21 protein-coding genes and 4 pseudogenes are annotated in these 22244 nt (G+C 66.4%); 22 read left to right on the top strand and 3 right to left on the bottom strand.

The features are described 5' to 3' along the window. Positions 1–322 precede the first annotated feature (322 nt). The 11 genes from rpsM to WCL10_RS16100 all read left to right on the top strand — a co-directional run bounded on the left by rpsM (position 323) and on the right by WCL10_RS16100 (position 9111). The gene (rpsM, locus tag WCL10_RS16050) at positions 323–691 is read left to right on the top strand and encodes a 30S ribosomal protein S13 (RefSeq protein WP_292929888.1); all 369 of its coding nucleotides are present in this window, start codon (positions 323–325) and stop codon (positions 689–691) included. A gap of 57 nt (positions 692–748) precedes the next feature. Continuing rightward, a complete protein-coding gene (gene rpsK, locus WCL10_RS16055) occupies positions 749–1138 on the top strand; it encodes a 30S ribosomal protein S11 (RefSeq protein ID WP_336896674.1) in 390 nt (129 codons plus the stop codon). A 122-nt stretch (positions 1139–1260) separates the two neighbouring features. Beyond that, positions 1261–2325, top strand: a complete 1065-nt coding sequence (locus tag WCL10_RS16060; protein ID WP_336896675.1) for a DNA-directed RNA polymerase subunit alpha — start codon at positions 1261–1263, stop codon at positions 2323–2325. A 114-nt stretch (positions 2326–2439) separates the two neighbouring features. Beyond that, positions 2440–2865, top strand: coding sequence for a 50S ribosomal protein L17 (rplQ, locus tag WCL10_RS16065; protein ID WP_336896676.1), 426 nt, complete (start codon positions 2440–2442; stop codon positions 2863–2865). Positions 2866–3218: 353 nt separating this feature from the next. Continuing rightward, a complete protein-coding gene (locus WCL10_RS16070) occupies positions 3219–5480 on the top strand; it encodes a prolyl oligopeptidase family serine peptidase (RefSeq protein WP_336896677.1) in 2262 nt (753 codons plus the stop codon). Positions 5481–5589: 109 nt separating this feature from the next. Continuing rightward, positions 5590–5913 (top strand): DUF1476 domain-containing protein, encoded by a 324-nt coding sequence (locus WCL10_RS16075; RefSeq protein WP_336896678.1) that lies wholly within the window; start codon positions 5590–5592, stop codon positions 5911–5913. Continuing rightward, positions 5913–6146 carry a BolA family transcriptional regulator gene (locus tag WCL10_RS16080; RefSeq protein ID WP_292942906.1) on the top strand — a complete coding sequence of 78 codons (234 nt, stop codon included), beginning with the start codon at positions 5913–5915 and terminating at the stop codon, positions 6144–6146. The genes WCL10_RS16075 and WCL10_RS16080 overlap by 1 nt, the downstream gene beginning before the upstream one ends. Positions 6147–6180: 34 nt before the next feature. After that, positions 6181–6504: a Grx4 family monothiol glutaredoxin gene (gene grxD, locus WCL10_RS16085; protein ID WP_336896679.1), complete on the top strand. Its 324-nt coding sequence runs from the start codon at positions 6181–6183 to the stop codon at positions 6502–6504. A 444-nt stretch (positions 6505–6948) separates the two neighbouring features. Beyond that, on the top strand, positions 6949–7755 hold the full coding sequence (locus WCL10_RS16090) for an NUDIX hydrolase (protein ID WP_336896680.1): 807 nt from the start codon (positions 6949–6951) through the stop codon (positions 7753–7755). A gap of 133 nt (positions 7756–7888) precedes the next feature. Beyond that, entirely contained in the window at positions 7889–8194 is a 306-nt protein-coding gene (locus WCL10_RS16095; protein ID WP_336896681.1) for a hypothetical protein, read from the top strand. Between the two features lie 140 nt (positions 8195–8334). After that, complete coding sequence (locus WCL10_RS16100) at positions 8335–9111, top strand: sugar transferase (RefSeq protein WP_336896682.1); 777 nt, start codon at positions 8335–8337, stop codon at positions 9109–9111. An 80-nt stretch (positions 9112–9191) separates the two neighbouring features. Here the strand turns inward: WCL10_RS16100 and WCL10_RS16105 are convergent, their stop codons facing one another. Then, positions 9192–10472: a glycosyltransferase family 1 protein gene (locus tag WCL10_RS16105; RefSeq protein WP_336896683.1), complete on the bottom strand. Its 1281-nt coding sequence runs from the start codon at positions 10470–10472 to the stop codon at positions 9192–9194. A 169-nt stretch (positions 10473–10641) separates the two neighbouring features. Here WCL10_RS16105 and WCL10_RS16110 point away from each other — a divergent pair, with 169 nt between their 5' ends. From WCL10_RS16110 to WCL10_RS16125, 4 genes are all read left to right on the top strand, one after another. Beyond that, positions 10642–11511 (top strand): glycosyltransferase family A protein, encoded by an 870-nt coding sequence (locus tag WCL10_RS16110; protein WP_336896684.1) that lies wholly within the window; start codon positions 10642–10644, stop codon positions 11509–11511. Beyond that, positions 11508–12602 carry a glycosyltransferase family 1 protein gene (locus WCL10_RS16115; RefSeq protein ID WP_336896685.1) on the top strand — a complete coding sequence of 365 codons (1095 nt, stop codon included), beginning with the start codon at positions 11508–11510 and terminating at the stop codon, positions 12600–12602. Before WCL10_RS16110 ends, WCL10_RS16115 begins: the two co-directional genes overlap by 4 nt. Continuing rightward, positions 12599–14056 carry an oligosaccharide flippase family protein gene (locus WCL10_RS16120; protein WP_336896686.1) on the top strand — a complete coding sequence of 486 codons (1458 nt, stop codon included), beginning with the start codon at positions 12599–12601 and terminating at the stop codon, positions 14054–14056. The genes WCL10_RS16115 and WCL10_RS16120 overlap by 4 nt, the downstream gene beginning before the upstream one ends. A 71-nt stretch (positions 14057–14127) precedes the next feature. Then, positions 14128–14727: a twin-arginine translocation pathway signal protein gene (locus WCL10_RS16125; protein ID WP_336896687.1), complete on the top strand. Its 600-nt coding sequence runs from the start codon at positions 14128–14130 to the stop codon at positions 14725–14727. Between the two features lie 83 nt (positions 14728–14810). Here WCL10_RS16125 and WCL10_RS16130 read toward each other — a convergent pair whose 3' ends face one another. Beyond that, on the bottom strand, positions 14811–15212 hold the full coding sequence (locus tag WCL10_RS16130) for an OsmC family protein (protein WP_336896688.1): 402 nt from the start codon (positions 15210–15212) through the stop codon (positions 14811–14813). Positions 15213–15565: 353 nt separating this feature from the next. Between WCL10_RS16130 and WCL10_RS16135 the strand changes: the two genes are divergently transcribed. From WCL10_RS16135 to WCL10_RS16165, 7 genes and pseudogenes are all read left to right on the top strand, one after another. After that, positions 15566–15703, top strand: a complete 138-nt coding sequence (locus WCL10_RS16135; protein WP_336896689.1) for a hypothetical protein — start codon at positions 15566–15568, stop codon at positions 15701–15703. Between the two features lie 469 nt (positions 15704–16172). Then, positions 16173–16292 (top strand): annotated as a pseudogene (locus tag WCL10_RS16140) (IS5/IS1182 family transposase); the annotation flags it as partial. A 513-nt stretch (positions 16293–16805) separates the two neighbouring features. Next, positions 16806–18275 (top strand): hypothetical protein, encoded by a 1470-nt coding sequence (locus WCL10_RS16145; protein ID WP_336896690.1) that lies wholly within the window; start codon positions 16806–16808, stop codon positions 18273–18275. A 185-nt stretch (positions 18276–18460) separates the two neighbouring features. Next, a pseudogene (locus WCL10_RS16150) lies at positions 18461–19432 on the top strand (IS481 family transposase); the annotation flags it as partial. 14 nt (positions 19433–19446) lie between these two features. Next, positions 19447–19572, top strand: a pseudogene (locus WCL10_RS16155) (IS5/IS1182 family transposase); the annotation flags it as partial. A 339-nt stretch (positions 19573–19911) separates the two neighbouring features. Then, positions 19912–20274, top strand: a complete 363-nt coding sequence (locus tag WCL10_RS16160) for a YciI family protein (protein WP_336896691.1) — start codon at positions 19912–19914, stop codon at positions 20272–20274. 7 nt (positions 20275–20281) lie between these two features. Beyond that, positions 20282–21541 (top strand): DUF6596 domain-containing protein, encoded by a 1260-nt coding sequence (locus WCL10_RS16165; RefSeq protein ID WP_336896692.1) that lies wholly within the window; start codon positions 20282–20284, stop codon positions 21539–21541. Positions 21542–21573: 32 nt separating this feature from the next. Here the strand turns inward: WCL10_RS16165 and WCL10_RS16170 are convergent. Further along, positions 21574–22244 (bottom strand): annotated as a pseudogene (locus WCL10_RS16170) (hypothetical protein); the annotation flags it as partial.

Here is a 22244-nt window from a genome sequence, read left to right on the forward strand (position 1 = left end):
TCAAAGGGAAGGGTCCGATACGGCGGTCGGCTTTGACCTTGCCCCGGCAATACGGTATGGAGCGCCATCAGCAAACGCGGCCACGCCCCAAGGCGCCAAGGCCCCGTTTTGGCGTGTGTTTGTGGTTGACGGTTTGTTCGAATCAGCCTAAGCGCGCCATTCACCCGACACGTCAAGGGTTATTGCGTCGGTTGGGAACCCGAGATTTTTCCGGGCCTCCTTCTGGCAAATCCTCTTTCGTGCCTCGGGGGAATCGCGATGAGATGGGGCTTGGCCCGGCGTTTGCGCCGCCGCCTTCGCCCTGTGGAGCATGGAGAAACAAGTGGCTCGTATTGCCGGGGTCAATATCCCCACCAACAAGCGCGTTATCATTGCGCTTACCTACATTCACGGAATCGGTGCGCACAAGGCCAAGCAGATCGCCGACAAGCTCGGGATTGATCACACCCGCCGCGTGCAGGATCTGTCGGACGCCGAAGTGCTCCAGATCCGTGAGACGATCGACGCGGACCACACTGTCGAGGGTGATCTTCGCCGCGAAACCGCGATGAACATCAAGCGCCTGATGGACCTGGCCTGCTACCGCGGCCTGCGTCACCGCAAGGGCCTGCCGGTCCGCGGTCAGCGCACCCACACCAACGCCCGCACCCGCAAGGGCAAGGCCAAGGCGATCGCCGGCAAGAAGAAGTAAGGCGGCTTTCCATAGCCCCGACTTCGCAGCAACCTATTTCGACAGGATCTCAGTACAATGGCTCGCGAACCTCAGCGCATTAAACGGCGGGAGCGCAAGAACATCACCAGTGGTGTCGCGCACGTCAATGCCAGCTTCAACAACACCATGATCACCATCACCGACGCGCAGGGCAATGCCATCTCGTGGTCGTCCGCCGGCGCGATGGGCTTCAAGGGTAGCCGCAAGTCGACGCCCTATGCCGCGCAGGTCGCGGCAGACGACGCGGGCAAGAAGGCCGCCGAACATGGCGTCCGTACCCTTGAAGTCGAAGTCAAGGGTCCCGGTTCGGGCCGCGAAAGCGCGCTGCGCGCGCTTCAGGCGGTCGGCTTCACGATTACCGCGATCCGCGACGTGACGCCGATCCCGCACAACGGTGTTCGCCCCTCGAAGCGTCGCCGCGTCTGATCCTGCCTTCGGCAGGTGCGGCGCCGGGGCGAGTCCCCGCGAACCGCGCCCGCCCAATACTTTGATCGGCGGCGGCCCTTCGGCCGATCGCCGGCATCATCTGATAACCCTAGGGGAATTCCATGTCCGTCAACATTAAGAATTGGCAGGAACTGAAGAAGCCCAACACCCTCGAGATCAAGCCCGGCAATGATCCCAAGCGGCGCGCTACGTTTGTCGCCGAACCGCTCGAGCGCGGCTTTGGCCTCACGCTCGGCAACGCGCTTCGCCGTGTGCTGCTCTCTTCGCTCCAGGGCGCTGCGGTCACCTCGATCAAGATCGAGAACGTGCTGCATGAATTCTCCTCGCTCGCCGGCGTGCGCGAGGACGTGACCGACATCGTGCTCAACGTGAAGCAGATCGCGCTGCGCATGCAGGGCGAAGGTCCCAAGCGCCTTCAGCTTTCGGCCACCGGCCCGGGCGAGGTCAAGGCGGGCGACATCGCGGTGAGCGGCGACATCGAGGTCATGAACAAGGACCTCGTGATCTGCCACCTCGACGAGGGCGCGACCTTCAACATGGAACTGACGGCCGACACCGGCAAGGGCTACGTCCCTGCCGTGGCCAACCGTCCGATCGACGCGCCGATCGGCCTGATCCCGATCGACTCGCTCTATTCGCCGGTTCGCCAGGTTTCCTACAAGATCGACAACGCGCGCATCGGTCAGGAGCTTGACTACGACAAGCTCAACCTGACGGTCGAGACCGACGGCACTGTCACGCCGGAAGACGCGGTCGCCTATGCGGCGCGCATCCTGCAGGACCAGCTTTCGCTCTTCGTGCACTTCGATGACCAGCTGCCCAGCGGCCACGCGCCCGCCATGGGCGGCGGCATGGCCATCCACACGCCGGAAGAGAGCGACGCCAACCAGCTCAACCGCTACCTGCTCAAGAAGGTGGACGAACTGGAGCTCTCGGTGCGCTCGGCCAACTGCCTCAAGAACGACAACATCATCTACATCGGCGATCTCGTGCAGAAGACCGAAGCGGAGATGCTGCGCACGCCGAACTTCGGCCGCAAGTCGCTCAACGAAATCAAGGAAGTGCTTTCCTCGATGGGTCTGCGCCTCGGCATGGACATCCCCGGCTGGCCGCCGGAGAACATTGAGGAAATGGCGAAGAAGCTCGAGCAAGAGCTTCTGGGCTGAACCGGATCGGGGGCGCTTCCGCAACGGAGCGCCCCAACGGGTTCTTGGCGGCGACCCTGAAAGCCGCCTGGTACGGGCTACCTGATACGGGCCCCTAACGAACGGAGAAGACCGATGCGTCACAAGCTGGGCCAGCGCAAGCTGGGTCGTACATCCTCGCACCGCCGCGCGCTGATGCGCAACATGGCGGCAGCGCTTATCAAGCATGAGCAGATCACCACCACGCTGCCCAAGGCGCGCGAACTGCGTCCTTACATCGAAAAGCTGATCACGCTTGGCAAGCACGGCGGCCTATCCAACCGCCGCCTGGCGCATGCCCGCCTGCTCGACGACGCGCAGCTCGGCAAGCTCTTCACCACCCTGGCCGAGCGCTATGCCGGCCGCGCTGGTGGCTATACCCGCATCATCAAGGCCGGTTACCGCGCTTCGGACGCGGCGCCCATGGCCGTGATCGAACTGGTTGATCGCGACACCAGCGCCAAGGGTCTCGACTCGGGCCCGGTGATGAACGCGGACGAAGACGAATACGAAGCGGCCTGAGGCCGCCGGATCCCGCGCCAGAAATGGATCGGGAGAAAACTGGGGCGGAGCCGAAAGGCTCCGCCCCTTTTCATGTGCGCCTAGCAGGTTCGTCCCCAGTCAAGACCCGCTCATGCCGAGCTTGTCGGTGGAACAAGTGCAGCCTTCCCACCGGCCTCCTTTGGCCTTCGACGGGCTCAGGATGAGCGAAAGGCTAGCAGGCTTTTGAGGGCGGGGGCCGCACCGCACAACACCGGCTGCCACGCCACAAAGCCCGCAAACCTTGCCAAACCCTTGCTTTCGGCCAAGCGCATTTTCGCTCTCGCCCACTGCCCCCGTGTGGTGCTAAACCGCCGCGCATAAAGATGAAAATCGTGGGAAGGATCGGAAGGGCGGTTCTGGTAACGGCAGCCGTGCTGCTTGCGCCGGGGGCCATGGCCCATGAGGAGGCCGAGGCGCTGGCCGCGCCGCTTCACGGCCTGCCTATCCGTTCCGGTACAGGCGATGCGCCATCCGCGGCCGCGGACCGTGCGGCGATCACCACGCTCTTGGCGCCCCGTTATCCCGCCACGCGCCGCGATTCGCTGATCGAGCGCCAGTTCGGTGAGGACCTTGCCGACCCGTACCGTTGGCTCGAGGCGGACGTTCGCGCCAGTTCCGAAGTCGCAGGCTGGGTCGCGCAGCAGAATGCGGCAAGCTCCGCCTACCTTGCCCAACTGCCCGGCCGCGACGCATTGCGCGACAAGATCCGCAGCCTCTTTGCCTACGAACGCTTCAGCCTGCCCCGCAAGGCCGGCAGCCGCTATTTCTACACGCGCAACAGTGGCCTGCAGAACCAGGCCGCGCTCTACGTGCGCGAAGGGCTGAGCGGCGAGGGCCGCCTGCTTGTCGATCCGAACGGCTGGCAGGGAACCGGGGATGCCGGGCTGCGCACGCTCGATGCCTGGGTGCCTTCGCCGGGCGGGCGCCTTCTTGCCTTCTCCCAGCAGCGGGACGGCAGCGACTGGCGCACGATCCGCGTTGTTGACGTGGGTTCGGGCAGAGTGCTCGAAGACCGGCTCGAATGGGCCAACGACACCGCCATCGGCTGGGTCGGAGACGCTGGCTTCCTCTACGCCCGCTATCCCGAACCCCCTGCGGGCGAGGCTTACCGCGCCCCGGTCTACGACAAGGCGATCTGGTTCCACCGCATAGGCACCCCGCAAAGCGCCGATGTGCTGGTCTTTTCGACCCCCGATCACCGTGACTGGAACCACCGCGTCTCGGTCTCGTCCGATGGGCGTTGGGCCGTCATCCTGTCCTCGGCCAGCACGCTGCCGCGCCGCGTCCTGCGCGTCATCCCGCTGGCGCGCGGCAGGGCGCAGGAATGGGCGCCCATCACCGTCGTTCCCGAGATGACGAGCGACTGGAAGTTCGTCGAAGGTACCGGCGACAAGCTCTGGTTCGTCACCAATGCCGGCGCCCCGCACTATCGGCTCGTCCGCCTTGATCTCGATCGCAAAGCACCCGGGGCCCTCAAGTGGAGCGAGGTGGTTGGCGAGAAGACCGACACGCTCGATGCCGGCCGTATCGTGGGTGACCGGCTTGTCCTCTCCTATCTTCAGCGCGGCAGCAGCATCGCAGTCGTCACCGATCTGAGGGGCCGGCCCAAGCGCGCGATCACTGTCGATGCGATCGGCTCGGCCAGCGGCTTTGGCGGCCGCCCCGGCGATCCGGAGACGTTCTATCAGTTCTCCAGCTTCAACCAGCCGCCCGCGATCTACCGCCTCGATCTGCGCAGCGGCGCGGCGACTCCCTTTGCCGTGCCGCACGTGCCCTTCAATCCCGAAGACTACCTCGTCGAGCAGCGCAGTTTCACCTCGAAGGACGGCACGCGCGTGCCGATGTACCTGGTGCGCAAGCGCAGCCTCGCTGCGACGAACAAGGCCGCGCCGACCCTGCTTTACGGCTACGGCGGCTTCGATGTCGCGCTCACCCCGGGCTATTCGGCGGTGCGCATGGCCTGGCTCGAGGCGGGCGGCGTCTTCGCCCTCGCCAACATCCGCGGCGGCGGCGAGTTTGGCCGCGCGTGGTACGACGCCGGGCGGCTTGCCAACAAGCAGAACAGCTTCGACGATTTCATCGCTGCCGGCGAATACCTCGTGCGCGAGGGCATCGCCGCGCCGCGAGGCCTGGCCATCCAGGGCGGCTCGAACGGCGGCATGCTTGTGGCGGCCGTCATCAACCAGCGCCCCGATCTCTTCGCGGCCGCCAATCCCGATGTCGGCGTGATGGACATGCTGCGCTTCGACCGCTTCACCACCGGCCGCTTCTGGACCGACGACTACGGCAGTCCGTCGCGCGAGGCCGACTGGCGCGTGCTGCGTGCCTATTCGCCTTACCACAATATCCGAGCCCGCGCCGACTACCCCGCGATTCTCGTCACCACCGCCGACACCGACGACCGTGTCGTGCCCGCGCACAGCTTCAAATATGTCGCCGCGCTGCAGGCCGCAGAGATCGGCGCGAGGCCCCATCTCCTTCGGGTCGAGGCGCAGGCCGGTCACGGCCCGGGCAAACCGGTCGACAAGGTCATCGCCAGCGGCGCGGACGTGCTCGCCTTCCTCGCGAAGTGGACGGGGCTCGCCCTTGAATAAGACGGCGATTTTGCGCGGCTCTCCCTTGCAGCCGCCCGCCGGGGCCACTATCCGTCAGAAGCGAAGCCGCCGGCGCGTAAGGCCGGCCCGTCCATAGGAAAGATCCGCTATGACCACCTTCGAGGACCGCGAGCGCGCCGAAGAGGCCAAGTTCGCCCACGATGAAGAAACGCTATTCCGCATCCAGGCCCGCCGCAACAAGCTGCTCGGCCACTGGGCGGCGGAGCGCATGGGCCTCGATGCCGCCGAGACCGAGGCTTATGCCCGCTCGGTCGTGCAGGCCGAGTTCGAGGAAGCGGGCGACGAGGACGTGGTGCGCAAGCTGCTCGGCGATCTGATCTCGGCCGGGGTCGATGTGGACGACGCGGAAATCCGCGCCGCGCTCGCCGCCCATGCCATTGAAGCGCGCCGCCAGATCACGGGCGAAGCCTGATGCCCATGCCCGCGGCCGAGATCGAGGCGCTGATCCGCGCCGCGATCCCCGATGCTGAAGTCACCATCACCGATCTCGCCGGCGACGGCGATCACTACGCCGCGCATGTCGTCGCGCCCTCGTTTGCCGGCCTCAGCCGCGTCGCGCGGCACAAGGCGGTCTACGGCGCGCTGGGTGAGCGGATGGGTGGCGTGCTCCACGCCTTGCAAGTGACCACTGCCGTACCCACCTGAACTCCGTCACTTTTCACGAAAGACCGCAAGAGCCATGTCCAGCAACGAACGCATCGCTGAAATCGTCGGATCGAACGACGTCGTCCTGTTCATGAAGGGCACGCCGCTGTTCCCGCAGTGCGGGTTCTCGAGCAAGGCGGTCGCCATTCTCGATCACCTTGGTGTCCAGTACGCCTCGGTCGATGTGCTGCAGGACATGGAAATCCGCCAGGGCATCAAGGCTTTCTCCGATTGGCCGACGATCCCGCAGCTCTACGTGAAGGGTGAATTCGTCGGCGGTTCGGACATCATGATGGAAATGTATCAGGCCGGCGAACTGCACCAGCTTATGGTCGATGCCGAGGTCGCCTCGGCCTGACCTGATCATTTTGCAAAGCGCTTCGCCAAGCTGCGAAGCGCCGCTCCCCGAAATGCAAACGCGGCCCCGCCACCGGCAGGGCCGCGTTTTTGCGTGGCGGTGAAGCTGGGGGAGGGAGGTCCATCCCCCCGCGCGCGGGTGGGGGGTAGATCCGCGCGCGGGGGGCTGTTTCAGGCGGTGGGGCCTGTGAGAGGCGGAACCGGGAGACCGGGGGGAACGGTTCCGCCTCTGGGAAGACACTCTCAGGACGTACCAAGCTAAGCACAAGCCGTGCCAAACTCACAGTGTGGCCGAAAAATCGTGGTTTGGGCCTGGTTGGGCGGGGGTTTGGGGGAGGGCTCTGTAAAGTCTGCCGACAGGGGGCCTGTCACTTTGGACGGGATGACCGGCAAACCATTGCCGCAGCCCTTGGCAAGCGCCTGCCCCCTGTAGCATGGTCGCACAATGGACGAACTCGACGACATGGGCGAACACGCGGATGCCGCCCCCGCCACCCCCGCCGCCACGCTGGTGGTGTTCCGCCACGATCCGACCGGCGGCCCCGCGCAGATCCTGATGGTCGAGCGCTCGGGCAGCCTGTCCTTTGCCGGCGGGGCCACGGTCTTTCCTGGCGGCAAGGTCGACCCTGCCGATCTGGACCTCGCCGAAGCGGTCATGGCGCGCACCGGCCACGCGCTCGACCCGGCCGACGCCGCTGGCCGAATCACCGCGGTGCGCGAAACGCTTGAAGAGACCGGGCTTGCCGTTGGCCTCTCGGGCGCGGTCGATGCGGCCCGTGCGGCTGCGGCGCGCGCGTTGCTGCTTGAAACCGGGCGCCTTGCCGATGTGCTCGAAACCTTTGCGTGGGAACTCGATTTCAGCGCGCTGGTGCCCTTCGCGCGGTGGTGGCCACGGCACCGCAACATGCGCGTCTTTGATACGCGTTTCTATCTTGCCGACCTTGGCACCGGCGCAGTCGAGGTGACGGCCGACACCACTGAGAACCGCCACCTGTTCTGGGCCAGCGCGAGTGAGGCGCTGCGTCTCGCCAACGAGAAGGCGATCAAGATCATCTTTCCCACGCGCCGAAATCTCGAACGTTTGGCGCAGTTTAGCGATTTTTCCGCAGCGCGTGACCATGCCGTCGCCACCCCCATCGTCACCGTCACCCCGCGCATCGAACTGCGCGAGGGCGAGCGCTGGCTGGTGATTCCAGCCGATGCCGGCTATCCGGTCGATGGCGAACCGCTCAGCGGGGCCGACCGGGCGTAGACTGCTCCGAGATGGAGGCGATTGTGCGGTGCGGCAGAAACGTCCTATCTTGCAGATACTTAAGTAGAAATACGTAGATTCGCGGAACCATCGCTTCACGCCGCCGCGCTAGGTTCGGTCGTGGAGGTTCCCCATGCCCGCTCCCCTGCCGCGTGCGTACAGTGCCACGACCGCGCCTTTGCCTGGCGCACCCGATGCCGGGGCCGAGGCTCTGCGTGCACCGGCCAAAGATGCCTCACCTGCCCGGCTGGCCGATGAACTGGCGGTTCCGGCACCTTCGCCGGTGCACCAGCTGCAGGCCGGCCTTGCCCAGCTGACCACGCCGCCTGAGCCGCTGACCGACGAGCTTTACCCCGGCTGGATGCGCGTGGCCTTCCCGGTTGCGAGCTCGGCACTGCTCTGGGCCGCAATCGTGTGGGGGGTCAGCCGCTTCGTCTGAAGCGACCGCGTCAAGCGTTTCCGCGCATCCTTATCCAACCGTCCCGGGGGCATCACCGCCTGACCGGCGCCGCGCCAGGCTCCATTCTGCTGCCACTGCCGCCTCTTCCGGCGTGCGGGCCTCAATGGAGACCTGAAGCAGTGAACAGCCTCATGCCGGCCCAGAGCGAACCCTGGGCGCACGATTCCGCCGCTCCCCCCTATGCCGGCCGCGCCGCTGCCGCGCGGCCCCTGCCGCCTCCGCGCCTGGTTGCTCCGGCTCCGCCGCGCCGGCGCTTGCCGCCACGTCCTGTGCTGCCCGCAGTGCGCCATGCCCGGGCGATCCGTGTGCTTGATCTGCTCGGCGCCGCCACCGCGCTCGTGCTGTTGGCGCCGGTGCTCCTGGCCGTGGCGCTTGCGGTCAAGCTGCTTGATCCGGGGCCGCTGCTTTTCGCCCATGTGCGGCTGGGGCAGGGCGGACGCGCGTTCCGCTGCCTCAAATTCCGCTCGATGACGGTCGATGCCGATGCGCGGCTAGCTCACCTCCTCGAAACCGATCCGGCAGCCCGCGCCGAATGGCAAGAGACCCAAAAGCTGCGCAGCGATCCACGCATCACGCCGCTGGGGCGGTTCCTGCGCCGCAGCTGCCTTGATGAACTGCCGCAGCTCGTCAACGTGCTGCGCGGCGAAATGAGCCTTGTCGGCCCGCGCCCGATCGTGGCGGGGGAAGCGGCGCGCTATGGTCGTCACTTCCCGGTCTATTGCAGCCTCAAGCCCGGGATCACCGGCCTGTGGCAGGTGAAGCGCCAGGACCGGACAAGCTATCGCCGCCGCGTCGCGTTCGATCTTGCCTATGCCCGCTCTCGCTCGTTCGCGCTCAACTTGCGCATCCTGCTGCTCACCGTGCCCTCGGTGCTGCGCGGTGAAGGGGCCTGCTGACGAGTTGGCAGGACCTCTCCCGCCTCCTGCCTTGCACCTGGCCCGCCGGAACGCCCGCAGCGCTCCGGCGGGCCATTTTGTCAGGGCCGCTGAACCTCGCCCGCGTCCGATCCGCTTGGCATCGTGCGCGGGGCAGGGACCTTGCTTCCCGCCAGCATAAATCCTTCGCTGCTTGCCCCTTCCGCCTGAATGCCTGCAGCATGGCGGCGCCCCGCTTCATACCCTTCGCCCAGAACAGCCTCCAGCACCCGCGTCGCCTGATCGCGCCAGGTCCAATGCGCAGCGTGGAGCCGCCCGCGCGTAGCCAACGCCGCCGGCGCAGCCAGCGCGCGCCGCACGGCCCTCGCCATGTCGTCCACATCGTGCGGGTCGCAATAGACCGCCGCCGTCCCGCAGCGCTCCGTCATCGCCGGAATGGCGGAAACCACCACCGGGCAGCCGAAATGCATCGCCTCCACCGGCGGCAGCGGGCTTGCTTCGTAGAACGAGGGGAACAGGAGGCAACCCGCATCGCGGTAGAGGCGCCCCAGCGCGTCGAGCTCGGTCACCGGCCCGATAAAGCGCACCAGATGCGCGACATCTGCCGGAACCTCGCCCGTGATGGGTGCGAGGATGTCGCTCCCCCCGCCCACGATCAGCGTGGCAAGCCCTTCCTCCCGCGCGAGCCGCACCGCGACGGCGAGCACGCCGTGGATGTTCTTGCGCCGCGAAAGCGAGCCGACATAAAGCAGATAGCCGGGCACTGGCTGTTCGACGAGCGCAGGGGCATCCGCGTTCCGCTCGCCCGGCCCACCGCCCCAGCCGCCGTTTTGCGCCACGCGAATGCGTCCGCGTGCTTCGGGGCGCAGCGCGGCCAGCATGGCCTTCTCCCGCTCCGAAACGGTGAGGATCGTCTGCGCCCGCCGCAGCAGCGAGGGCAGCATGATGTGGTGCCCCATCCGGTAATGCAGCCGATAGGCGCGGGGGAATTGGCGATACGACAAGTCATGGATCATCACCGTCACCCCGTGCCGGGCATGGAGCGCGGCAAGCGGGGCGGTGTTGCCAAGGCACAGCAGATGTCCTCCGCGTACCCGGCGCGGCAGCACCAGCTGCTCCCAGGCATGTCCGCGCACATGCCCGCCGATCCGCCCGCCCCATCTGCCCGGAGCCCGCTCCACCGTGGTTGCGACCAGCGCCAGATCATCGAGTTGCGCCTCCGGCTCACACACCAGCCGCACCCTCACACCAGGGTGCTCCTCGGCCACCAGCCGATCGAGCGCCCGCGTCAATTCGCGCGCCACGCGCTGCACGCCGGTCACGGGCTGCATCAGGAAGCGGCCGTTGATCACGATTTCGCTCGTGCCGGGATTGTGGGTCATGCGCGCGTTGAAACTCCCTGCTGAAGGCCCGCGGTCTAGCACCCCCTCCGCCCATCTCGCGCCCGCTAACCGGTCGAGTTCGGAGACAACGTTCGTGGGCGCGAGCGGGCGCGGCGCTTAGGAAGGGGCGGCCACCAGAGGGGTGGCTCGAGGGGGCACTAAGAATTCCATGCTGCGCATTCACATCTGCATCGCCACCGTGGGCCGCCCCGCGCTCCTACGCCAGACGGTCGATCTCATCGCCACGCAGACCAGGCAGCCCGACGGGGTAATCATCGTCGCCCCGGGAGAGGTCGATTTCGGCACCGCCGGAGAAAGTCCGGTGTGCCCCCAACTCGCGCTTTCCCCGCGCGGCTTGTGCCGCCAGCGCAACCACGCGCTCGATCTGCTCGAAGGGCGCTGCGATGTCGTGCTCTTTCTCGACGACGATTTCGTCATGGCCCCGGATTACCTTGCCGCGATAGAGGGGATATTCCTCGCCGATCCCGCGATTGTCGGCATCACCGGCAATCTCGTGGCCGACGGGGTGCGCCGGGGCGGCTTCACCATCGAGCAGGCCCTTGCCCTCATCGCGCGTGATGCCGCCGGGCTCGATCCCGCGCTCACCGCGCGCACCGCGCTCTACGGGTGCAACATGGCCTTGCGCCTGTCGCAGGCTCGCGGCCTGCGTTTTGACGAGGCGCTGCCGCTATACGGCTGGATGGAGGATATCGACCTCACTGTGCGCCTCGCCCGGCGCGGCAAGCTGGTGTCGAGCGGGCGGGTCACGGGCGTACATCTCGGTTCGCGCGGCGGGCGCACATCGGGGCGGCGGCTTGGCTATTCGCAGGTCGCCAATCTTGTCTACCTCTTGCGCAAGGGCACCATCCCCCGTTGGCTTGCCCGGCGCCTGTTCTGGCAAAACCTTGCCGCCAATCTGCTTCGCGCCGCGTTCCCCGAACCCCATATAGACCGTGCCGGCCGCCTCGCCGGCAATATGCGTGCGCTGGCCGATTGGGCGCGCGGGAGGATCGATCCGCGCAAGATCGAACAGATGTGAGCGCGCACTTGCGCCGCGTGGTGTTCAACGGAAAGTTTCGCGCCGGTGGCCTTGGCGGGGTCCACCGCGTCGCCGCGCGCCTGATCCGTGAGGTTGACGCCGTACTGGCTTATCGGAACTGCAGCGGCGATCCGCCTTTCGCCCTCGTTGTCCCCAGGGGTTGTGCCGGCGGGCTGGATCTTGCCGCGATCCAGGTGATCGAGGATGATCGCCCCGCCAGCCAGGCGTGGGAGCAATGGCGCTTGCCCCGGCTCGCGGCGGGCGGCCTTCTCGTCAATCTCGCCAATCTCGCGCCCGTCGTGCATCGGCCCAAGGTCACGCTGCTCCACGATGCCCAATTCCTCAGGGCAGACAGCTCCTATCCCTGGCGCCAGCGGCTTGGCTACCGCCTGCTGACCCCGCTCATGGCCCGTTCCAGCGCGCGCGTGCTCACCGTCTCGGCCTTCTCCGCGCAGGAACTGCTGCGCGGCGGCATCACCGGTGACCGGGAGGCCGATGTGCTCCACAATGGCGCCGATCACGTTCTCGAAGCGCCTGCCGATCCGGCAGTGCTCGCCCGCCTTGGCCTTGCCCCGCGCGGCTATGCGCTGTTGTTCGGCAGCCCCAAGGCCTACAAGAACAACGCGGTGGTCTTCGCCGCCTTCGCCGCCGGCGCGATTGCCCCCTTGCGCCTCGTCGTCGTCGGTCCCCCGCGTGCGGCGCTTGAGGCAGCAGGCCTTGCTCCGCCCCCCGATGCCATCTTCGCGGGCGCTGCCGACGATGCCGCGCTGCGCGCGCTCTACGAAAACGCCGAGGCGCTGCTGTTCCCCTCGCGCACCGAAGGGTTCGGGCTGCCTCCGGTAGAGGCGATGCTGTGCGGTTGTCCGGTGGTAGCTGCGCCCTGCGGCGCGGTGCCGGAAATCTGCGGCGATGCGGTGCGCTATGCCGCACCGGATGATCCTGCCGGCTGGCGTGCCGCGCTGGCTGAACTCGCTGCCACGCCGCGTCTGCCGCTCGTCCTTGCCGGCGCGGCACAGGCGCGGCGCTACACTTGGGCGCGCGCGGGTCAGACGCTGTTCGCTCTGCTGTGCGATCTGGCGCAGCAGCCGTGAGAGCGCGCCTTGCCCGCTTTGCCCGAGCCGGTAGCGGTACCGCCCTGATCGCCATGGCCGCGCGGGTCAGCGGCCAGATCGCCATGGTCGCGGTCACGCTCGTTGCCACGCGGCGTCTCGCGCCCGCCGATTTCGGCATTTTCGCGATTGCGGGCGCGCTCGTCATGCTCGCGCGCACCATGCAGTATACCGGCCCGTTCGAATACCTGATCAAGGCCCCGCAAGAGAGCGAGGGCCCGGTCGCCGCCGCCTGCCTGGCCGCCACGGCCCTCGTTGCGACGGGGTGGACGCTGCTGCTGGTCGCGCTCGGTCTTGCCGCACCGGTGCTGTTCCGGGGCGGCGGCGTGGCGCCCGTCATCCTCGCGCTCGCGCCCTCGGTCCTGTGCGCCGCGCTCGCCGCCTTTGCCGAATCGCTGATGCTGCGCGCTGGCGCGGTACGGCGCTACTATGCCATCACCGTTCTGGCCGAAACCGGCGCGGGGCTCGCCGCGATCGGCCTTTTGCTCGCCGGGTGGGGGCTCTGGGCGCTCGTCGCGCAGATCTACATGCGCGTCGTGCTGCTCGTCCTGGCGCTTGGCGGTCTTGGCCCGCGGCTGACGCTTGCCTGGCCGAGGCCCGGCGGCATCAGGGCGGTCCTCAGCTGGTCGGCCAGCCGCTTTGGCTCTGTTCTCGTCGGCTTCCTCGCCAACTACAGCGGCGATCTCGTGCTCGGCATGGTCTTCTCCCCTGCCGCCGCAGGGCTCTACCGTGCGGCCAACCGCATGGTCACCGCGCTGGCGGACATGTTTGTCCAGCCTGCCGGCATGCTCGCGCTGACCACGCTCGCGGCGCAGCGGGCGCGCGGTGAGGCGCCTTCCGGCGCCTGGCTGCGCCTGTGCGGGCTGTTCGGCGTGCTGGGCTGGCCGGCGCTGGCGGTCCTCGCGCTCTTTGCCGGGCGCGTGGTCCCGCTCGCGTTGGGCCCGGCCTGGGCGGCTGCGGGCCCGATCGTCGCGGTGTTCTGCCTCGCGCGCATGGCCTCGCTCGTCAGCGCGGTCGCTACCGCCGCGCTTGTCGTGGCAGACCGGCAGGGCCGCGTCCTCGCGGTGCAGACCGCCGCAGCCCTGGCCACCGCCGCGCTTACTGTGCTGGCCGCGCCCTTTGGAGCGCTGGGCGCCGCGCTTGCTGCCACATTCGTCGCCGTGCTTGCCGCCGCCGCGCTGGCGCTCGCGGCGTTCCGGCGGGAGGAGCGGGCTGCGCTGGCCGAAGCCGCGCGCTTCGTGCTGCTGCCCCTTGCCGGAGCCTTTGGTGCGGCCCTCGCGGCAGACCGGCTGTCCGGCGGCGGCACGCCGCTCCTCGCTCTCATCCTCCCGCTCGCCGCCGCTGCCGCTGGCTGGCTGCTGGCCGCCTGGCCTTTCGCCCCAGCGCTTCGCCGCGCCGCTGCGCTCCTGTCCGAAATGCCGCCGAAACCGGCCTGACCGCAAAGCCCTCTTGCCCGCGCCTCGTGATCATGGAACCTTGCGGCTGCCAAGACCGGGGAGCCCAGACCTTGAAGCCCAGCACCATCACCGCCGCCGCCGCCCTTTTCCTTGCCGCCCCGGCGCCTTTCCCGGCCAGCCCCGCCGCCGCCGAAGCGCCCGCCGCCGCGCGCCCCTTCATCGCCACCGATTTCCCCGTCCCCTCGCGCATCGAAGGCAAGGGCTTTCAGCTCGTCCCCCTCGGCCCCGCGCTCGTGAAGATCGATTTCGACGCCTACATGTCCTCGATCGAGCACCTCCAGAAGACCTTCACCCGCTCGGCCGCCTGGCCCCATCCCGGCATTACCGACGCCGAGGCCATGGCCGACATGCAGGCCGAAGCCGCCCGCTTTGCTGGCCGCGAATCCTTTGCTTATTCGGTGCTCACACCCGACGGCACGCGCGAACGCGGCTGCGTCTACATCTCGCCCAGCCCGGTCCCCGGCTACGACGCGGTCGTGCGCATCTGGGTGACCAAGGCCGAGTACGACGCCGGCTTCGACCGCGAGCTCACCGCCTGGGCCACCCGCTGGGTCGAAACCGCCTGGCCCTTCCGCAAGGTCGCCTACCCCGGCCGCACCATCGATTGGCAAACCTGGGACGCCCTGACCGCTGCAAACCCCGCCAAATAATCGCGAAACCCCTCCCCATTCTTGCGAAGCACAAATGGGGAGGCGGCAGAGCGCGGCGCTGACGGAGGGGCAACTCCGCCGCTTCAAACCTCCACCAGCACCGTCTCGATCTCGGTCGTCACCGCCGTCATCAGCTTGTGGACGGGGCACTTCTCCGCCGCCGCCAGCAGCGCGGCGCGCTCCTCGGCGGAAAGGTTTCCGCCCAGCATCAATGCGGTGCGCAGGCGGTAGACGCCTTCGCGTTCGCGCGAGGCATCGCGGGTGACGACCACTTCGATGTCCTCCAGCGCCATGCCCTTGCGCTGCGCAAACCACAGCACCGTCAGCGCCTTGCAGGCCCCCAGCGCCGCGTCATAAATCTCGTGCGGATCGGGCCCCTCGTTGTCCGCGCCCTCCGCAGGGGTCATGTCGGCCACAAATTCGTGGCCCCGCACCAAGACGCGGTGCGCCGTCCCCGAAGCATCGATCCGCGTGACAGTGATCATGCACTCTCTCCCAGCTTGCCCGCCCCGCACAGTGCAGCACCGCGCCTGCCCCCGGTCAAGTTGACCGCGCCTGTCCCATAATGGGAGGGGGTTGACACGGTTGACACGGTCCTGGGGAATAATTGTATTCGATCAGTAGCGGGGTTTTGATCGGAAAAGGCGATCATGGGGCCAAGGGTCTGGTTCACCGATCGAGCCATGCGGGGGTGCTCTGCCAAAGGGGGCTGGGCCGCGCAGTGTTGCAGAATTGCGCCGTGTAGGAAAGCGTGGGGGGCGAAGATTGGGCTTAAGGCACAGCTTGCGGATACGAGCATATGTATTTGAAAATAAATATAATTAATGCGCTCGCAGCGATGCCGGGCGAATTCCTTGGCGCACGGTTCAAGTCGCTGCGCGAGATGTTTTATCCAACACGAGCCGACCCAGACCTGCTCGTGCGGAATTTCGACCTGCCCGACGTGCTGGAACCCATTCTTGATGATGAAAAGTAGTCAGTTGCCTACGAAGAGGTCGGAAGCCTGAAAAAGACGCTGCGCAATGGCGATGTCGCTATGTCGCGGTTGCGCGCCTACCTCAAGGAAACAGCGGTTGTACGGACCGGGGACGATTATCCGTTGCTCGGATCATCCGAGTTCATCGTCCTGCAGCCGATTAGACCAAAGGCAAATCGCATCGCCCCGGAAACGTTGATGATCTTCCTGCGCTCCTATCCGGTCCAGACCATTCCGAAGTGGTGTCAGGATGGGTCGTAGCCCCCCCCGGTTCAGTGAGCGTGATTTGCTCGCGATACCCGTGCCAGATGCTGTCGCACATGTTTCATCCGTTATCGAGTCAATGGTCTAAGCTGCATTTGCCGCCCGCGCCCGATCCCGCGCCTTGTTGATCGCCGCCAAGCGCGCAGTAGAAATCGCTATCGAAGAGAGCGAGGCGGCCGCACTGGCCTACGCTAAACGCTACTTCGTCGAGCGCCTGTTCTGCCGCCTCAAGGACTGGCGACGCGTCGCCACGCGATACGACCGAAAGGTCTCAACCTACCTAGCAACCGTCACCATCGCCGCAATCGTCATGTTCTGGCTATGATTATGAGTCCGGACCCGCGCCCCTGTCCTTCTCCCGCGCAGCCTGCTGCCGCATATTTTTTGCGCGGGTTTGTCGAAACTGGCTGGCCTCGCCGCACACGGGCTCAAGCAGCTGGCGCTGCCAGCCGGGTGAAAACCAGGCCAGTCCCGCAAAGGAACCAGTCCATGCAATACGTCCTGCTCTTCCTCGAAACCCCCGGCCGGCCGCCGCCTCGCGCTCTTCCTGGCGCACACCGGGATATCATCGCCGCGAAGGCTAACAGGCGGGGTGGCTGAGAGGGGGGTATCCCGGGTGTGCTGCATGGGGCGCCGTAACACGGCATGGTTCACGGCGGATGACCCCCGCCAAGCATTAATGCCAAAGGATTAAACATTTGTAGCGGGAATGCAACTGCTCTGGTGCAGGCGAAAACGCGCCGAATCTGTATTGAGTCTGGATACCAATCTGGGGCGGGTGAGGGCTGGGTTTCATGAAAGTCACCGGGGTAATTAAACTAGGCAGGGGCTTAAAACAATGTCTATTGCATTTCCGATTTACATCACTTCCGACGGCGGCGTCGATGATGTTGCGCTGAATATTGCCGAGAACACGCTCGCGGTCACTATTGTGCAAGCTGCGAGTGACGACAATTCGGCGGCGTTCAAATATACCATTTCGGGCGGCGAAGACGCCGCACTCTTCATGATCGACCGCGTAACCGGCGTTCTGCAGTTCCTTGCACCGACCGATTTCGAAAACCCGATCAATTCCGCCGCCGATGCCGCGTCGCCTTATCTGGTAACCGTCACCGTGTCGGACGGCTCGGGAACGCATGACGTCAACTATTCCGTGTCTGTCTCGGATTCGGAGTTGGTTGAGGGCACAAGCGACAACGACGTTCTCGCCGCCGACGACGTCGACACGCCGGATGCCGAGCTCTACGGCTACGAAGGCAAGGACGTCCTGACAGGCGGCGATGGCAACGACCTCCTTGATGGCGGCCTCGGTGCTGACAAGATGGCGGGCGGCCTTGGCGACGATCTCTACATCGTCGACAACGCGGTTGACCGGGTCACTGAAGGCAGTGACGAGGGCAACGATACGGTGATGACGTCGCTGCGCTCCTATCGCCTTGCCGACAATGTCGAAAACCTTGTGATCACCAATGCCGAAGGGCGCACTGGCGCTCATACCGGCTACGGCAACGAACTCGACAACACGATCATCGGCAGCGCCGTCAGGGATAACCTCTATGGCTTTGCTGGCAACGACCACCTCTACGGCGGTGGCGGAAACGACTGGCTTGAAGGCGGCCAGGGCGATGACTTGCTTGATGGTGGTACCGGCGCGGATGGCGTCGCGACTGCAGACCGCATGAGCGGCGGCATGGGCGATGACAGCTATGTTGTCGATAATGCCGGGGACAAGGTCATCGAGTATTCCAACCGCGGGGATGACACGGTCTACGCCTCGATCGACTACAAGCTTGCTCGTAACGTGGAGAATCTCGTCCTTACTGGCGGCGAAGATCTCAGCGGCACGGGCAACAAGCTCGACAACACGCTTGTCGGCAACCTGGGCGCCAATAGCCTCGCAGGTGGCTCGGGCGATGATACGCTTGACGGCGGCCTCGGTCTCGACACCCTGACCGGCGGCGCCGGTGCCGATCTCTTCCGCTTCAGCACCGATTTTGACACCAACGCCGACGTCATCACCGACTTCTCCCGCACGGAAGGCGACAAGATCGTTCTCGACATGTCGATCTTCTCCGCATTCACGGACGAGGGTCCGATCGACAAGACCGCGTTCTATGCCGCGAACGGCGCGGACGCCGCGCCGACCGCCGATGTCCGCATCATCTACGACAAGGCCAGCGGCGCCCTCTATTATGACGCTGACGGTAACGGCACAGATTCCGATCCGGTCCAGGTTGCGCAGATCGGCGTGGACGACGCGACCTCGCACATACCTTTGACTTATAAGGACTTTATGATCGTTGCCTGATGAATGAACAAAAAGCCTGGTCGCGCTTGATTGCGCGGCCGGGCTTTTTGTTGCCAGATTCAGAGCCATTCCAGCGCCGCGCTGTACCGCGTGATACTCTGTGCGGTGGGCGCACCGTTTGGCATCTGGTGTTTGGTCCCGGGGTTTGATGGTGCATTATCCAAGCAGGAATGGAAGGATGCACTGTGGGTCAAGTTCTTCACGGGAGCGCCAGCACGACAGCGGCAGTCCGTCGAGCAATACAAGATAGTCAAGAGAGCCTGAGGGCTCTCGCCAAGCGGCACGGCATCAACCCCAAGACGGTGGCCAAGTGGCGGAGCCGGAGCAGTACGGCCGACATTCGCCCAGGCCCCAAGGATGCCCATTCGACGGTGCTGAGCATCTAGGAAGAAGCGATGATCGTCGCTTTCCGCAAGCACACTCTGCTGCCGTTGGACGACTGCCTCTATGCCCTTCAGGCTACGATCCCTGACCTGACGCGCTCATCGCTGCATCGCTGCTTCCAGCGGCATGACATCTCCCGGCTGCCCGAGGTCGATGGTCACAAGCCCAAGCGAAGCAAGTTCAGTTCATACCCCATCGGCTACTTCCATATCGACATGGCCGAAGTCCGCACCGAACAGGGCAAGCTCTACATGTTCGTCGCGATCGACCGGACCAGCAAGTTCGCCTTAGTCGAACTGCACGAGAACTCTCGAACCGCGACATCACGCGACTTTCTGCTCCGACTTATCGAAGCAGTCCCCTACAAGATCCACACCGTCCTGACCGACAACGGCATCCAGTTTACCACTCCAGGCGGCGGCGGATCGGCGGTGCCGCTGATCAAGGAGGCCATGGCAAATGGCGAGCGCTTCCGAGCCCATGCCTTCGAATATGCCTGCGCCAGGAACGACATTGATCATCGAACCACCAAGCCCAGACACCCCTGCACCAACGCCCAGGTCAAACGGATGAACCGGACAATCAAGGAAGCAACCGTCAAGCGCTTCTACTACGAGAACCACGACCAGCTGCGCGCGCATCTCGCCAACTTCGTGGCAGCCTACAATTTCGCCAAACGACTGAAGACCCTCAAGGGCCTCACGCCCTACGAATACATCTGCAAATGCTGGACAAAAGAACCGCAGCGGTTCACTTCAAACCCGCACCATCAAACCCCGGAACCAAACACTTCGTCGAGCGCCTGTTCTGCCGCCTCAAGGACTGGCGACGCGTCGCCACGCGATACGACCGAAAGGTCTCAACCTACCTAGCAACCGTCACCATCGCCGCAATCGTCATGTTCTGGCTATGATTATAAGTCCCGACCCATGGCCCTTGCCCGCCGGAGGCAAATGGAGCGCCCGCCGGAGGCATATGGAGCGCCCTCCGGAGGCTTTTGATGCACCCGCTGGCCGCGCGGTGAGGGCGGCCTGAAAGGGCTTTCCTCTGCGCGGCGCTCAAGGCATCATTCTTCGCGCTCCTTGAACACCGTGGCACCACCCCGCGCCCCTGTCCTTCTCCCGCACCGCCTGCTGCCGCACATTTTTTGCGCGGGTCTGTCGAAACCGGCCGGCCTCGCCGCACACGGGTTCAGGCAGCCCGTGCTGCCAGCCGGGTGAAAGCCCGGCCAGTCCCGCAAAGGAACCAGTCCATGCAATACGTCCTGCTCTTCCTCGAAACCCCCGCCGAGCGCGACAAGCGCACTGATCCCGCTGAAGCCGGCGCCTACTGGGGCAGTTGGTCGGCCTATATGGGCGCCATCGCGCAATCGGGCGCCATGGTCGGTGGCAACGGGCTGCAGCCCCCCGAAACCGCCACCACGCTGCGCGTCGAAAACGGCACGCGCCATGTCGTCGATGGTCCCTTCGCCGATACCAAGGAAGCGCTTGGCGGCTATGTCGTGCTCGAGGTTGCCGATCTTGATGCCGCGCTCGAATGGGCCGCGCGTGCGCCCTGCGCCGGCGCAGGCTCGGTGGAGATTCGCCCGGTCATGGCCCCGCCGGCCGCTGGCTGAGCCTGCGATGGAGCCCGCGCGCCACATGCCTGCCGCGATGGCCGAGCAGGTGGCGCGCGCCTCCTATGGCCGGCTTCTCGCGCTCGTCTCGGCGCGCACCCGCGATATTGCGGCGGCGGAGGATACGCTGGCCGAAGCCTTTGCCGCCGCGCTGGCGCAGTGGTCGGTGCAGGGGGTGCCCGCCAATCCCGAAGGCTGGCTGCTCACGACGGCGCGCCGCGCTGCCGGGCACCAGCGCGCCCGGGTGCAGACCGCCACCCGCGCCGCCGATGTCCTCGCCCTGCTGGCCGAAGAACGCGCCGACCGCCCCGAGCGCCCGTTCGGCGATGAACGCCTCGCGCTGCTCTTCGTCTGTGCGCACCCGGCGATCGAGCCCGATGCCCAGGCCCCGCTGATGCTGCAAACGGTGCTCGGCCTTGATGCCGCGCGGATCGCCGCCGCCTTTCTCCTCAGCGGTGCGACGATGGGCCAGCGCCTTGTGCGGGCCAAGCGCAAGATCCGCGATGCCGGGATCGCTTTTGCCGTGCCTGATATGGCGGAGGCGCCCCAGCGCCTCGGCGCCGTGCTCGCCGCGATCTACGCTGCTTATGGCACCGCGTGGGACGATACGCTCGGCGCTGATGCGAGGCTGGCGGGCCTGCGGGGCGAAGCGCTGTTCCTTGCCCGCCTGACCGCCGAGCTCCTGCCGGAGCAGCCCGAGGCGCTCGGCCTCCTCGCGCTGATCCTGCACTGCGAGGCGCGCCAGTCGGCCCGCCGCGGCCCGGACGGCGCCTTCGTGCCGCTTCATCTGCAGGACCCAGCGCTGTGGACGCGCGATTTGGTGGTGGAAGCCGAAGCCGCGCTGCGCCGCGCCGCCGCGCTCGGCAAACCGGGCCGCTTCCAGACCGAGGCCGCGATCCAGTCGCTCCACGCTCACCAGCGCATGACCGGCGAACGGTTCACCACTCCGCTCGCCCGGCTATACGACCTGCTTGCCGCCTTTGCGCCGACGACCGGTGTCATGGTCGCCCGCGCTGTCGCCCATGCCGAGGACGGCGCGCCCGATGCGGCGCTTGCCCAGCTTGAGGCCATGCCAGGCGCGCGCACCTACCAGCCCTGGTGGGCCGCGCTCGCCCGCGTTCACTGGCTTTGCGGTGATGCCACCGCCGCCGCCGCTGCCGCCGCCAACGCCGCTGGCCTCACCACAGACCCTGCGATCCGGGCCTTCCTCCTTGCTGGCGGGTACCGCTTTGCTGCGGGCGCGGGCGGGACCGGAGAAGGCCCCTGAGGCGGAGCGCCAACCTAGCTGGCGCCCTGCGATCAGGCGATTTCCAGCGTGCTATCGAGAATCAGGGGTTCCTGCATGGCAAAGCCGGGCGCCGGGGCGGGGCGGCACAGCATCAGGGGTTCGGTCGATGCACTTACCGCGAGCGGCGGCGCGGCGAGGGGACTGGGCGCCGCCACCGGGGGCGGCACCGGGCGCCAGCGGCGCAGCGCGAGCCCCGCCCCGCCGAGGAACGCGATGTCGGTGCCCGGATCGCATGTGGCCGAGGAGATCGAGGCCATGGCGATGCCCATCAGCATTGCCCAGGAACAGGCCGCCGCAGTCGATAGCGCTTCGTCGGCCACAGGCGTCCAGACCGATTGGCGCAGCGGGCTGAAGGCCTTGAGGAAGTGCAGCGAAAGCGCCGCCGCGCCAATTACCCCGGTGCAGCCCAGCACTGCAGTCGCAAGGCTGGAGGAGCGGAAACTGCCCGGCCCGATGCCGATCCCTGCGCTTTTGACGAAAGCATCGAGCCCCTGCCAGGCCCAGAACCGGCGTTGCAGCGCAGAGAGTGTCTCGCCCTTGTCGACCGTCATGTGCCGGATCATCTCGCCAAACGCGGCAGCAAAGCGCGGCTGCCAGATCATCACCGCGCTGGCCGCGATGATCGCAACTGACCTGCCCCCCGAAAGATCCCTCGATCTGATGTAGAGTCTGCCCATTGGAA

The organism is Novosphingobium sp., from assembly GCF_037133355.1.
In the GTDB taxonomy this organism is placed as follows: Bacteria; Pseudomonadota; Alphaproteobacteria; order Sphingomonadales; family Sphingomonadaceae; genus Novosphingobium.

Excerpts from the sequence above, each read along its gene's own strand:
- rpsK (WP_336896674.1), top strand. The coding sequence starts at position 749 with ATGGCTCGCGAACCTCAGCGCATTAAACGGCGGGAGCGCAAGAACATC.
- WCL10_RS16060 (WP_336896675.1), top strand. The coding sequence starts at position 1,261 with ATGTCCGTCAACATTAAGAATTGGCAGGAACTGAAGAAGCCCAACACC.
- rplQ (WP_336896676.1), top strand. The coding sequence starts at position 2,440 with ATGCGTCACAAGCTGGGCCAGCGCAAGCTGGGTCGTACATCCTCGCAC.
- WCL10_RS16075 (WP_336896678.1), top strand. The coding sequence starts at position 5,590 with ATGACCACCTTCGAGGACCGCGAGCGCGCCGAAGAGGCCAAGTTCGCC.
- WCL10_RS16080 (WP_292942906.1), top strand. The coding sequence starts at position 5,913 with ATGCCCATGCCCGCGGCCGAGATCGAGGCGCTGATCCGCGCCGCGATC.
- grxD (WP_336896679.1), top strand. The coding sequence starts at position 6,181 with ATGTCCAGCAACGAACGCATCGCTGAAATCGTCGGATCGAACGACGTC.
- WCL10_RS16090 (WP_336896680.1), top strand. The coding sequence starts at position 6,949 with ATGGACGAACTCGACGACATGGGCGAACACGCGGATGCCGCCCCCGCC.
- WCL10_RS16095 (WP_336896681.1), top strand. The coding sequence starts at position 7,889 with ATGCCCGCTCCCCTGCCGCGTGCGTACAGTGCCACGACCGCGCCTTTG.
- WCL10_RS16105 (WP_336896683.1), bottom strand. The coding sequence starts at position 10,472 with ATGACCCACAATCCCGGCACGAGCGAAATCGTGATCAACGGCCGCTTC.
- WCL10_RS16110 (WP_336896684.1), top strand. The coding sequence starts at position 10,642 with ATGCTGCGCATTCACATCTGCATCGCCACCGTGGGCCGCCCCGCGCTC.
- WCL10_RS16130 (WP_336896688.1), bottom strand. The coding sequence starts at position 15,212 with ATGATCACTGTCACGCGGATCGATGCTTCGGGGACGGCGCACCGCGTC.
- WCL10_RS16135 (WP_336896689.1), top strand. The coding sequence starts at position 15,566 with ATGCCGGGCGAATTCCTTGGCGCACGGTTCAAGTCGCTGCGCGAGATG.
- WCL10_RS16145 (WP_336896690.1), top strand. The coding sequence starts at position 16,806 with ATGTCTATTGCATTTCCGATTTACATCACTTCCGACGGCGGCGTCGAT.
- WCL10_RS16160 (WP_336896691.1), top strand. The coding sequence starts at position 19,912 with ATGCAATACGTCCTGCTCTTCCTCGAAACCCCCGCCGAGCGCGACAAG.
- WCL10_RS16165 (WP_336896692.1), top strand. The coding sequence starts at position 20,282 with ATGGAGCCCGCGCGCCACATGCCTGCCGCGATGGCCGAGCAGGTGGCG.